The 12,734-nt window shown below is 39.0% G+C and carries 9 protein-coding genes; 6 read left to right on the plus strand and 3 right to left on the minus strand.

Going from position 1 to position 12,734, the window contains the following annotated elements; translation table 11 throughout:
* Positions 1-4: 4 nt before the first annotated feature.
* A complete protein-coding gene (locus ACK1I8_RS05765; RefSeq protein WP_412468387.1) occupies positions 5-703 on the minus strand; it encodes an NUDIX hydrolase in 699 nt (232 codons plus the stop codon).
* Between the two features lie 161 nt (positions 704-864).
* Between ACK1I8_RS05765 and ACK1I8_RS05770 the strand changes: the two genes are divergently transcribed.
* Genes ACK1I8_RS05770 through ACK1I8_RS05780 form a run of 3 tightly spaced genes read left to right on the plus strand, consistent with a single transcriptional unit; the run spans position 865 to position 4,796 of the window.
* Positions 865-1,926, plus strand: a complete 1,062-nt coding sequence (locus tag ACK1I8_RS05770) for a UDP-glucose--hexose-1-phosphate uridylyltransferase (RefSeq protein ID WP_412468388.1) — start codon at positions 865-867, stop codon at positions 1,924-1,926.
* A 10-nt stretch (positions 1,927-1,936) separates the two neighbouring features.
* Complete coding sequence (locus ACK1I8_RS05775) at positions 1,937-3,088, plus strand: galactokinase (RefSeq protein ID WP_412468389.1); 1,152 nt, start codon at positions 1,937-1,939, stop codon at positions 3,086-3,088.
* 31 nt (positions 3,089-3,119) lie between these two features.
* A complete protein-coding gene (locus ACK1I8_RS05780) occupies positions 3,120-4,796 on the plus strand; it encodes a sodium/sugar symporter (RefSeq protein ID WP_412468390.1) in 1,677 nt (558 codons plus the stop codon).
* A gap of 297 nt (positions 4,797-5,093) precedes the next feature.
* Here the strand turns inward: ACK1I8_RS05780 and ACK1I8_RS05785 are convergent, their stop codons facing one another.
* Both ACK1I8_RS05785 and ACK1I8_RS05790 read right to left on the minus strand, forming a co-directional pair.
* Entirely contained in the window at positions 5,094-6,344 is a 1,251-nt protein-coding gene (locus tag ACK1I8_RS05785; RefSeq protein WP_412468391.1) for a Na+/H+ antiporter, read from the minus strand.
* 219 nt (positions 6,345-6,563) lie between these two features.
* Positions 6,564-6,884, minus strand: coding sequence for an RNA recognition motif domain-containing protein (locus tag ACK1I8_RS05790; protein ID WP_412468392.1), 321 nt, complete (start codon positions 6,882-6,884; stop codon positions 6,564-6,566).
* Positions 6,885-7,101: 217 nt separating this feature from the next.
* On the opposite strand from ACK1I8_RS05790, the gene ACK1I8_RS05795 reads away from it, so the two are divergent.
* The 3 genes from ACK1I8_RS05795 to ACK1I8_RS05805 all read left to right on the plus strand — a co-directional run bounded on the left by ACK1I8_RS05795 (position 7,102) and on the right by ACK1I8_RS05805 (position 12,702).
* Positions 7,102-9,084: a sialate O-acetylesterase gene (locus ACK1I8_RS05795; RefSeq protein WP_412468393.1), complete on the plus strand. Its 1,983-nt coding sequence runs from the start codon at positions 7,102-7,104 to the stop codon at positions 9,082-9,084.
* Between the two features lie 170 nt (positions 9,085-9,254).
* Complete coding sequence (locus tag ACK1I8_RS05800) at positions 9,255-11,765, plus strand: beta-L-arabinofuranosidase domain-containing protein (protein WP_412468394.1); 2,511 nt, start codon at positions 9,255-9,257, stop codon at positions 11,763-11,765.
* A gap of 73 nt (positions 11,766-11,838) precedes the next feature.
* The gene (locus tag ACK1I8_RS05805; RefSeq protein WP_412468395.1) at positions 11,839-12,702 is read left to right on the plus strand and encodes an OmpA family protein; all 864 of its coding nucleotides are present in this window, start codon (positions 11,839-11,841) and stop codon (positions 12,700-12,702) included.
* Positions 12,703-12,734 lie beyond the last annotated feature (32 nt).

Genomic DNA, 12,734 nt, shown 5'->3' on the forward strand with positions numbered 1-12,734 from the left:
TAAGCTACACTTTTAAGTTTGGAACCAGGTTTAAAAAGGCCTGTGCATTGGCCGCATACTTCTTTTTATCAAGTTTGAAATAAAATGCACCTTTTTTAGAGCCTGTTCTATCTTTTTCGGCCAGTTTAATCAATAATCCCGTGGAGGTAATCTTACGGCTGAAATTTCTGGTATCGATTTTAGTATCGTTTACCTCTTCAAAAAGGATATGCAACTGTGGAATCGTAAATTTTTTAGGCAGCATTTCGAACAAGATGGGGTGAAGGGCCGCTTTATACCTTAATTTTTTTCGGGCATCAGTAACCATTTGGTTATGATCGAAAATAAGTTTAGGCCTCTCGTTGATCAAAAACCATTCCGCCTCATAATCGTCATTCAATTGTGCCTCATATTTATGGATATCAATAAGGGCAAAATACCCAACAGAAAGCGTTCTTTCAATGGGATCGCGATTAGGTTCCCCGTAAATCTGCATCTGTTCCAGGTAAACCCCTTCTAAACCCGTCATTTTTTTGAGAACCCTGTTTGCTGCATCATCCGGACTTTCATCTGGGCCTACGAAACCGCCCATCAAACTCCATTTGTTTATTTCGGGTTCTAAACCCCGCCTCACCAATAGAATTTTGAGATGTTCGCCATCAAATCCGAACACAATGCAATCAACAGCAAAAAGATAATGCGGCTGCCTGGAATATTCAATCATTTTTTATCAAGGTTTTAATGGGCTTAATATGTTTAAATTTTCACGAAAATAAAAATTATTATTAATTGTCTTTTTGACAATTAATAATAATTTTATAATTTGGCCGATTAGATGGGAGGGCCATGTGCCTTTCTTTTTTCTAACAGTTGATCAAATATAAAATGAACCAAACATTCGAACTAGACAGTAATCCGCATACCCGGCTGAACATATTAACCGGCGAGTGGATTTTAGTATCTCCTCACCGTACAAAAAGACCTTGGCAGGGTAAAGTTGAAGACATTAGCCCGGATAACCGCCCCGAGTATGATCCAAAATGTTATTTATGCCCTGGAAATGGCAGAGCAGACGGTGATACCAATCCGGCGTATACAGAAAGCTTTGTTTTTAACAATGATTTTGCCGCGCTGTTGCAAGATACACCAGCCGGTGAAATGAATGAAAGTGACTTGTTGGTAGCGAACAACCAGCGTGGGTTATGCAGGGTAATCAGCTTTAGCCCTAAACATAATCTAACACTTCCCGAAATGAGTGTAGAGGCTATAACAGCTGTGGTTAATGTTTGGCAGAACGAATTTAACAGTCTGGCAGGGAACGATTGGATTAAATATATTCAGATTTTTGAAAATAAAGGCGAAATTATGGGCTGTAGTAATCCGCACCCACATGGTCAGATCTGGTCGCAGGGAGATGTTCCTTTAGAAATTGCCAAAGAAACAGAGCGTCAGAAAACTTACTATGCCATTCATAGAAGAAGTTTACTTGCCGATTATTTAAAGCTGGAGCAAAAGAAAAATGAGCGCATCATATTTGAAAATGAGCATTTTGCAGTATTGGTGCCTTTTTGGGCGGTTTGGCCCTATGAAACTATGATTATCAGCAAACGGCATGTAAACAGCATTAAACTTTTTACTGCTGCCGAAAAGAAAGCACTGGCCGAGGCCATTAAAATCCTTACTACCAAATACGATAATCTGTTCGAAACGTCTTTCCCTTATTCGGCAGGTATGCACCAGGCACCTGTAAACAATGGTGATTATCCAGAATGGCATTGGCATATGCATTTCTATCCACCGTTGTTGCGCTCGGCATCGGTTAAAAAATTTATGGTCGGTTATGAAATGCTTGCCAATCCGCAACGCGATATTACGCCTGAATTTGCGGCAACCCGATTGAAAGAAATGTCTACCGTACACTATAAAACCAGCAAGGCTGAAGACTAAATACTAGATAATGAATGCACAACATTTAAAAAATACATTTAAAAGACTTTTCAATGCCGAACCCATTTTGGTTCGTTCGCCGGGAAGAATTAACATTATTGGCGAACATACCGATTATAATGGTGGGTTTGTAATGCCTGCCGCTATTGATAAAGCTATTTATGTAGCCATATCAAAAAGAGAAGACGATGAAATTCATTTATTTTCAGAAAGTTATCAGCAGTTTGATATCTCATCCGTAAAAAACTTACAGCAATCAGAAAATAGCTGGGCAAACTACATTTTAGGTGTAGCCGATCAGCTAAAAGAAAGAGGTTATCAGTTAGGTGGTTTTAATTTTTATATTGATGGCGATGTGCCATTGGGTGCAGGCTTATCATCATCAGCGGCAGTAGAGTGTGCAACGGGTTTTGCACTAGATCAGCTTTTTTCGCTTGAGGTTCCGAAAACGGACATTGCTTTAATTGCACAAAAGGCAGAACAGACATTTGCCGGTGTTAATTGTGGAATTATGGATCAGTTTGCTTCTGTATTTGGCAAAAAAGATCAGGCCATTATGCTTGATTGCCGATCGATGAAACACATTTACATCCCGTTAAAATTAGATGGTTATAAACTTTTGCTTTTAAATACCAATGTAAAACATGCCCTTGCCGACTCTGCCTATAATAAAAGAAGGGCTCAATGTGAGCAAGGTGTAGCCTGGATAAAAGAGCATTACCCTAACGTAAATACATTACGCGACGTAAATCTTGAAATGTTGGAAGCGCATGTTAAACCAAAAGATGAAGAAGTGTTTACAAAATGCAGCTTTGTGGTTAAAGAAATCGGTCGTTTACTTACAGCGGCAGAACAACTTGAAAATGGCAACTTGAAGGGTTTGGGAAATCTAATGTTCGAAACACACGAGGGTTTAAGCAAAGATTATCAAGTAAGCTGTAAAGAATTGGATTTTTTAGTTGAAGCGGTTAAACCTTTAGATGGTGTACTTGGTGCCAGAATGATGGGGGGCGGCTTTGGCGGTTGTACCATCAATATTGTTAAAGAAGAAAAAATTGCGGACTTAATCGAAGAACTGTCTTCTAAATATTTGTTGCAATTTGGCCTTAAGCTAGATTCCTATACCGTTCAAACCGATAATGGAACCAGTTTATTTAATTAAAATCTAAAGGGATACCAACCAAAATAAATCAATGAAAAACAATTTATTAGACACGAAGGATTACATTGTCTTTGCAATTTACTTCGTTATCGTGGCTGCTTATGGCCTGTACATTTACAATAAGAAAAAGTCAGAATCTACTGGCTCCAAAGATTATTTTCTTGCTGAAGGTTCTTTAACCTGGTGGGCCATTGGTGCCTCATTAATTGCATCGAACATTTCTGCAGAGCAGTTTATCGGGATGAGTGGTTCAGGTTTTAAAATGGGATTGGCCATTGCCACCTATGAATGGATGGGTGCACTAACCTTAGTAGTTGTGGCCGTATTTTTCATTCCGGTTTATCTGAAAAATAAAATAGCCACCATGCCTCAGTTTTTGCATCAGCGTTATAATGGTACCGTTGCCATGATTATGGCTGTTTTCTGGTTATTGCTGTATGTGGTGGTTAACTTAACTTCTATTCTTTATTTAGGTGCATTGGCAGTAAGCAGCATTTCCGGTTTCGATTTGAGATTCTGTATGTATGCTATTGCATTTTTTGCCATCATCATCACCCTTGGCGGAATGAAAGTAATTGGCTATACAGATGTAATCCAGGTATTTTTCCTGATTTTGGGAGGCTTGGCTACCACTTACCTGGCTTTAAACCTGGTTTCCACGCACTACGGAACGAGCGGTGTACTTGAAGGTTATAGTTTAATGACGACTAAAGCATCAGAGCATTTCCATATGATCCTTAAACCTGATAATGAAAATTACATCGATTTACCGGGTTTGAGTGTATTAATTGGTGGTATGTGGATCGTAAACCTGAACTATTGGGGCTGCAACCAGTATATTACGCAACGTGCCTTAGGTGCCAATTTAGAAACTGCCCGTGGCGGTATCCTTTTTGCCGCTTTCTTAAAACTATTAATGCCTATTATCGTGGTATTGCCTGGTATTGCCGCTTATGTATTATATAAAGATGGTGCCTTCCAAACAGAAATGTTACAGGATGGATCCGTAAATCCCGATCGTGCCTACCCTGTTTTGTTAAATTTACTTCCTGCCGGGTTAAAAGGTCTTTCATTTGCCGCATTAACTGCTGCAGTTGTGGCCTCCTTAGCAGGTAAAGCAAATAGTATTGCTACGATTTTTACTTTAGATATTTATAAAAAGGTATTAAATGTTGACGCGTCGGAGAAAAACCTGGTAATGACTGGTAAAATTTCTATTGGCGTAGCCATGTTACTCGGAGTAATAATAGCACCATTTTTGGGTATTGATAAAAAAGGTGGCTTTCAATACATCCAGGAATATACCGGTTTTGTATCTCCGGGTATTTTTGCCATGTTTATTTTAGGTTTCTTTTGGAAAAGATCTACTTCAGGCGCAGCCCTTTTTGCTACTATTGGAGGTTTCGGCTTATCCATCCTACTTAAATTCTTACCTAAATGGACTGATCTTTCATGGTTGTCGGGTATGGGATTCTCTGTTAAGAATGCTGCTGGAATTTATGAAATTCCATTCCTCGATCGTATGGGCTTTGTATTTGTATTCTGCATTGTTGGAATGTACATCATCAGTATATTCAGTAATAAAGCTGAAGCCGAAGCCAAAGGATTGGAAATCGATGCAAAGATGTTTAAAACCACTACCAGTTTTGCAGTGGGCGCTTTAATCATAATTGGATTATTGGTTGCGCTTTACAGTGTGTATTGGTAAATCCTTTAGATCAAGGATTATTTACTTTGACTATCACCTGGGCGCAATGCCCGGGAGATAGTCAAAGTTCTTAACCACCATTATCCCATATTGATTAAAAATAAATCTGGTTGATTGATTTGTCATTTTTTTACGTGATGACTGCAAGATGGTCAGAGCTTTTAACCATCCTAAAAGACCCTGAACAAGTTTATGAATACCGTTTTTCTGGTAATCGTTATGCTGAATTTATTTCAACGTCTTTCCTTTAAAACAAGTTAAAATCAATGGTTGTTTATAATTTGTGCTGATAATCAGTTATTTATTCTCTTTTGCCAGTTTCTTGACCAGCCATGGTAAAGTGAGCCCTTGCCCGATTAAGGTAAACAGAACCACCACGACTGATATAAATATAATGGCATTCCGCTGCGGAAATGCGCTGCCATCTGATAAAGTAGCCGGCAGTCCAATTGCAATAGCCAATGATACAATGCCTCTCATACCCGACCAGCTGATGATCAGACTGTTCTTAAAATCAAGTAACGCATCTTCTGTGATACGGTGTTTTCCTTTTTGAAAAGCTTTTTGAAGATTAACCTTTTGTAGAAAAACCCGCGCCATCCGTAACAACAAGGCTACAACTGTAATGACCAGCGAATAACCAATGTAAGGTAAGATATCTGCACTGCTGATATTTTTATATACATAAGGGAGTTGCAGACCAATCAATATAAAAATTAGTCCATTTAATAAAAAGATAATAATGTCCCAGATATTTTTTGATTGATTTTTAAGCTGCTCCGGAAATACCTTGTTGCTAAACCTCGAAATGCCTAACCCTAGTATAACAACAGCAATAACCCCCGAGACATGTACCTGTTCGGCTATTAAATAAGTAACAAAAGGCATCAATAACATAAAGCTTATGGTTGCCAGGTGGTTGCTGTGGATCTTTTTAAGGATCAAAGCCAAAATTTTCGACATTACCATGCCTGTCAAGAATCCACCAGCCATCAAAAAAGCAAATTCAAGGGAAGCTTTCCAGAATACAAAGGCTGTTCCGGTTACCGCGGCAACCGCAAAACGATAGGCCACCAGTGCAGAAGCATCATTGACTAAACTTTCGCCCTCTAAAATAGTATTGGTTTTGTGCGATAAACCCAATCCCTTGGTAATACTCATCGCAGCAACAGCATCCGTTGCAGAAAGAATTGCGCCCAGTACAAAAGATACTGGCCAGCCCATTTCCGGAATCATGTAGTGTGCAACTATAGCAATGCCGATAGCCGTAATGAAAACAAGGCTTATGGCCAGGGTAAATATGGTATTGATATTGGTTTTAAATTCCCTGAACGAGATATTGAAGGCGGCATCATAAAGTAATGGCGGTAAAAATATCAAGAATATAATTTCGGGGTTGATATCAACTGGTGGCAAAGCAGGTATAAAACCTACTATAATTCCAGCGATAATCAACAAAATAGGATAGGGGATTTTAATCCGGTCTGCTAAAGCAGAAAGGCCAATCATCACGGCTAAAATAAATATTACGATGGCGTAATTTTCCATATCTGCAAATGTAGGGATTAATCAGTGTGGGAACACTTGCCTGCAAATATAGGTTTAGAACTGATTTAAAAATTTTCTGTTGGAAATAAATTATATAAAGTAAAAGGATAGCTCATCCCATTACCATAAAAGATAAACTTATTTGCCGAAATGGATAGGATAACCCTTTGGTGTTATCGAAAACTATTCTGACCCAGTAGCTCTTTTCTGGTGCCAAACCTAGCGTTGCAACCTGGGCCTTTTACTTTTAAAAGTTGGATTGGGATTGGGTTTTGGCTTTGCTGCTTTTGAACCACTTTCTTCTTCAGATATTTTCACCGTGATCACATTACCTTTAAAAGTTTCGCCATTTAAGGTAGATACGATGTTTTTGGCATCTGGAAGGCTGTAAATTTCCATAAATGCATAGCCTTTACATTTTCCCGTAGCCCTGTCGCGAACTACTTTAATTGTTTCAACCCTGCCATGAAGGCTAACCCATATTGCCAAATCCATTTCTTGGATATTGTCAGGAAGGCCACCTATGAAAATCTTAACCATTATTCTTTTATTTGAGAGAACATTGAGGGCTACTATAAAAGTAGCTTTGTTCCTTTAGGCTTGCAAAATAAGCAAAATGATATTCTTACCCAAACTAAATTTTACGAATTTTGTGCCATTTTATGATAAGTTTTTAGTGAAGAGGTTAAAAGATATTGATGTTCACTGGTATAAAACGTACATTAGTTTTTTCTAATCATCAAAAATATTTCAGGATATGAGTACCCTTAGGCTAAATACCATACTGCTTTTCGTATTATTACTTTTCATATCACCATTTACCCAGGCTAAAATTTTATTGCCTTCGGTATTTGGCAATAATATGGTGCTACAGCAGAAAACAAATGCAGCAATTTGGGGCAAAACAGAAGCAGGTAAAGCGGTAAAAGTGATGGTTTCCTGGAATAAAATTAATTATGGCGCTATTGCCGATGCCAATGGTAACTGGAAACTTAAAGTGGCAACGCCAGGTTTTGGGGGTCCTTATACCGTTACCATATCAGATGGAGAATCATTGGTACTTCATAATGTACTCATTGGTGATGTGTGGATCTGCTCAGGACAATCGAACATGGAAATGCCCCTGGCAGGGTGGGGCAAAATCCTCAATAGCGAAAAAGAAATTGCAATGGCTAATTATCCCAATATCCGCTTATTGCAAACTAACCATATTGCCAGTAACGTTCCGCTTAACGATACGAAAGTGACTAACGGGGGCTGGCAGGAATGTAGCCCCAATTATATTGCTGAATTTTCTTCTACCGCATACTTCTTTGCCCGAGAAGTGTATGAAAAGACCAAAATCCCCATCGGTTTGATCCATACCTCCTGGGGAGGAACAATTGCTGAAGCCTGGACGAGTGCCGAATCGCTAAAAAAGATGGCCGATTTCGCTGCAGCTGTTGATCAGATACAGAAAAGTGCTAAGAATCCAGCATCAATTTCTTACGAAGAAAAATTGTTGAATTGGGTTAAGATCACTACTGATAAAGACTCAGGTAATCAGAATGGAACTTTTAAATGGGCATTACCCGAGAGTGATAACTGGAAAAGCATGACGCTGCCGACCTTATGGGAAGATGCAGCACTTAAAGATTTTGATGGCGTAGTTTGGTTGACAAAAAAGGTTTTGATTCCTGAAAACTGGAAGATAAATGGAACAAAACTTAATTTGGGTACTGTTGACGATAACGACATTACTTTTATCAATGGTGTAAAAATTGGCGAAACGATGGGTTATAATGTATCAAGAACATATGTCATACCCGCTAATTTACTTAAGGTAGGTGAAAATATAATTACCGTCAGGGTTTTTGATAGTGGCGGTGGCGGTGGAATATACGGTAATGCCAACGATTTAAATTTAGCAAATGGAACCAGCAAAATTTCGTTAGCAGGAGAATGGAAATACAAAATAGGTTTAGACTTTAAAAACGTCGAGCCTAAACCCTACGAAGAAAATGGCCCCAACCGGCCAACAGTGTTGTACAACGCCATGATCCATCCTTACCTGCAATTCTCCATCAAAGGCGCTATCTGGTACCAGGGAGAATCTAATGCCGACAGAGCTTACCAATACCGTATATTATTTCCAACCCTGATTAAAGATTGGCGCCAGAAATGGGGGCAGGGCGATTTTCCTTTCTATTTTGTACAATTGGCTAATTTTATGCAGATTGATAATACGCCTTCAGCATCAGCATGGGCAGAATTAAGAGAGGCACAGCAAAAAACACTTGCTTTACCAAATACAGGCATGGCCACAATTATTGATATTGGCGATGCAAAAGATATCCACCCTAAAAATAAACAGGAAGTAGGCAGAAGATTGGCATTGGTTGCTTTAGCTAAAACATATGGCCAAAACATAAATTATTCTGGTCCAATTTATCAATCAAATAAAATTGAAGGAAAACAGATTGTATTAACTTTTGGCAATAGCCAAAATGGATTAAAAACCGCAGATGGTGCAGCGCCTACGGGTTTTGCCATTGCTGGGGCAGATCAGAAATTTTATTGGGCCAAAGCCCTTATCAAAGGGAATCAGATTATCGTGAGTAGCGATATGGTGGCAAATCCCGTTGCCGTTCGTTATGCATGGGGAAACAATCCGGTATGCAATCTGATGAGTAATGATGGCTTACCAGCTTCTCCATTTAGGACAGATACCTGGCAGGGCATTACCTTTGGCAAGAAATAGATTTTAAAAAACATTTTATCCAAATCCCAACAATTTATCCGCTATAATTTATTGGATCATTTTTATTTGATTGAAAGCAGTTAATTGGTTTCTGATATTTTACTAAATCGTTTTATTGGTTGAATATATTTGTTATTTTTACTTTAATAAGCATCTAACCAATATACTTTATGAAGAAAATAACAATTCCACTATGTTTACTGCTGTCCGGTTTATCCATTAAATATGCAGGGGCCCAAAGTTTAACTGAGTTTAATAAAACCCCTTTAAAACAGCACGTTTATGTACAGTTGCCCATTGGCAGTATTAAAGCCCGGGGTTGGTTGTTAAAGCAACTTGAACAGCAAAGAGACGGAGCAACAGGCATGGCCGAAGCACTATACCCGGAAAAAGATAATCTGGGTAAAAATACTGATTGGCTAGGCGGAGATGGCAGCAGTTGGGAGCGTGTACCTTATTATGTTAAAGGTTTGGTCGCTTTGGCCTATACTTTAGATGATACGATGCTAAAAGCGAAAGCGCAAAAGTATATTGATTGGACATTGAATAACCAACAAGCTAACGGATTATTTGGTCCGCCTAAAATGAAAGACTGGTGGCCGCGTATGCCAATGATGTATGCTTTGCAAAGTTATTATGAGGCCACAAATGATAAAAGGGTTATTCCATTCCTCTCAAAATACTTAAAATACGAGCTTGAACACCTTGATGCTGAACCTTTAAGTGAGTGGGCTAAAGCGAGAGCAGGTGATAACATGGAAATTGCCATTTGGCTTTACAATAAAACCGGAGAAAAGTATCTGTTAACGCTTGTAGAAAAGTTAAAAGAACAAGCCTACCCATGGATTGATATTTATACCAACAACGGATTTTACTTTTTTGGTGACGATTTTCAGCCAAAACATATGGTTAATGTGGCTCAGGCTTTAAAATTTCCGATAATTTACGCGCAACTTCAAGATCTTCCTGTCAACATTCAGGCGTTTTCTAAAGGCATCGGTCATATTATGCACGACCATGGTCAACCGGAAGGTTTAGGTTCCGGAACTGAATTTCTGGCGGGTACCAGTAGCATAGAAGGCGTGGAGACCTGTACGGTAGTAGAATGGATGCAGAGTTTAGAAACGGCTGCCAGGGTTATCCATGATGCGAAAATCGGCGATCAGTTAGAAAAAGTGGCTTTTAATGCATTGCCTGCTCAGTTTAGCCGGGATTTTAAAAACCATTCTTACTATACATTGCCCAATCAGGTGCAGAGTATCTACGGCGAACATGGCTTTAATCAGGATTATGCCACTGGTATCATTTCCAGTCCATATTCGGGCTTTGGCTGTTGCCGTTATAACATGCACATGGGCTGGCCCTATTATGTGAAAAATAGTGTTGTGGCCACACCAGAAAAAGGTTTGGCTGTAATTAGCTATGGCCCCATGGAAATAGAAACTACAGTTGCCGGAAACCAAAAGGTAAAAATCACTGAAGAAACCAACTATCCCTTCGAAGAACAGATCAGATTAAAAATTGGCCTTGCTGATCCTACATCTTTTCCACTGATTTTAAGGATCCCAGCCTGGAGTGTGAAACCTAAAATTAAGCTAAACGGAGTTATTTTAAAGGGCGTAAAGGCTGGAGAGATGTTCACTATAGCCCGAAAATGGCAAAATCAGGATCAATTGGAGTTGGATTTTCCGATGGGAATTACTACGGAAAAGCAGGTAAACAATTCTGTAAGTGTAGAACGTGGTCCTATCGTTTATGCGCTCGAAATTAAGGCCATAAATAAGGTGACGAAAACGCACGCTGTAACAGGTTTTACTGATGATGAAATCTATCCACAATCGGCATGGAATTATGGTTTAATGATCGATAAAGGTGATTTAAGCAATGCCAGTTTACTTCGGTCGAGCATGCCGGAGAACCCTTTCATCGCAGCAGATGCACCGCTGAAAATCAGGGTTCAGGCTAAAAAGATTCCATCATGGGGTTTAGATTACAACAAGGTTGCTGCTTTTGATGTACCATACGGTCCAATTGCATCAGCAGAAAAGCCTGAAGAAATTATATTGGTACCATACGGATCTGAAAGTATTCGTTTAAGCTGTTTCCCCCTAATCGGTAAACCGAAAATGATAAATAAAACTTTGGTAGAAAATTTTGATCATGGAATGGCCAGCAATTGGGTGTTTTATGGCGGTGGCTGGTTTTGGAAAGATGGTCAGATGAATGTTTCTTCAAATCCGGGTTCTGGTGGTTATGGTATAAATGGATCTAAATATGTAGCCAATGGTACAGACTTTAAGGATTTTATTTACCAGGCGGATGTTAAAATCAACACCAAAGGTGATGCTGGTTTAATGTTCAGGGTGGCTAAACCTGCCATAGGGCCTGATGCCTACCAGGGCTATTATGTAGGCTTAGATCAACTTCATGGAACCATAGTGTTTGGAAAAGCTAACGGACAAAAATGGACGGTAATAAGTTCAGAAAAATTTTCTGTTGAAATGAATAAGATATATACCTTAAAGATAGCAGCTAAGGGTAATAAGTTTGACGTATTTATAAACGGATCAGCCAATCCCGTGCTGTCGGCATCAGATAATGAATATCATTCAGGGAGTATAGGTTTAAGAACTTATAAAGCACTCGCAAGCTTCGATTCGGTAAAAGTTAACACCTTTTAACATCAGTATCTGGCTATCTAAAACTTTACGGCAAGGAATTTGCTAATGCTGTAATAACAAATAAAGTAATATTATGAAATTATACAGATCAATTCCCATAATGCTCTTTGCCCTTACACTTGCTGCGGGATGTGTAAGCAATAAAAAATATGCCGAACTTCAGGATACTTATGCCAAGCTAAGAGAAAGAAATCAGGAGCTCAGTAATAAATACCAGGATAGTCAACGCGAGCTTACCGGAAGTAACAGCAGGGTTAAAAGTTTAGAAGAGCAGATTGCTTCAGAAAAAGCCAATGTTGTGGCATTACAGGATGCATTAAATAAATGTTTAAATTCTAGCAGCCAGGGTAACGTAAATATTTCAAAGCTGGTTGACGAGATTAATAGTTCGAACAAATACATCAAACAACTGATTAACGCCAAAAATAAAAGTGACTCGCTGAATATGGTGTTAACTAATAATTTAACACGGTCATTAAGCAGGGAAGAATTGGGAGATGTTGATGTGCAGGTGTTAAAAGGTGTGGTATACATTTCTTTAGCTGATAACATGTTGTATAAATCGGGCAGCTACGAAGTATCAGATAAAGCTGGTGAAACGTTAAGCAAGATTGCCAAGATTATCAAAGATTACGATACTTATGATGTACTGATAGAAGGTAATACCGACAATGTACCGATTTCTCAGCCAAATATACGCAATAACTGGGATTTAAGTGCCTTACGTGCATCGTCTGTGGTACAGGTATTGCAAAACAAATATGCGGTAGATCCTAAACGGTTAACCGCTGGCGGACGTGGGGAGTTTAACCCAATTGCAGATAACGCAACCGCCGGTGGAAAAGCAAAAAACAGACGTACACAGATTATTATAACCCCTAAATTAGATCAATTTATGGATCTGATTGGCAAGGCGCCTGAGCAATCCCAAAAATAAAAATAAGGAATAAAGTAATGCTTATTGTAAAG

Source organism: Pedobacter sp. KLB.chiD (assembly GCF_047040275.1).
Lineage (GTDB): Bacteria > Bacteroidota > Bacteroidia > Sphingobacteriales > Sphingobacteriaceae > Pedobacter.

Excerpts from the sequence above, each read along its gene's own strand:
- ACK1I8_RS05765 (WP_412468387.1), bottom strand. The coding sequence starts at position 703 with ATGATTGAATATTCCAGGCAGCCGCATTATCTTTTTGCTGTTGATTGC.
- ACK1I8_RS05770 (WP_412468388.1), top strand. The coding sequence starts at position 865 with ATGAACCAAACATTCGAACTAGACAGTAATCCGCATACCCGGCTGAAC.
- ACK1I8_RS05775 (WP_412468389.1), top strand. The coding sequence starts at position 1,937 with ATGAATGCACAACATTTAAAAAATACATTTAAAAGACTTTTCAATGCC.
- ACK1I8_RS05780 (WP_412468390.1), top strand. The coding sequence starts at position 3,120 with ATGAAAAACAATTTATTAGACACGAAGGATTACATTGTCTTTGCAATT.
- ACK1I8_RS05785 (WP_412468391.1), bottom strand. The coding sequence starts at position 6,344 with ATGGAAAATTACGCCATCGTAATATTTATTTTAGCCGTGATGATTGGC.
- ACK1I8_RS05790 (WP_412468392.1), bottom strand. The coding sequence starts at position 6,884 with ATGGTTAAGATTTTCATAGGTGGCCTTCCTGACAATATCCAAGAAATG.
- ACK1I8_RS05795 (WP_412468393.1), top strand. The coding sequence starts at position 7,102 with ATGAGTACCCTTAGGCTAAATACCATACTGCTTTTCGTATTATTACTT.
- ACK1I8_RS05800 (WP_412468394.1), top strand. The coding sequence starts at position 9,255 with ATGAAGAAAATAACAATTCCACTATGTTTACTGCTGTCCGGTTTATCC.
- ACK1I8_RS05805 (WP_412468395.1), top strand. The coding sequence starts at position 11,839 with ATGAAATTATACAGATCAATTCCCATAATGCTCTTTGCCCTTACACTT.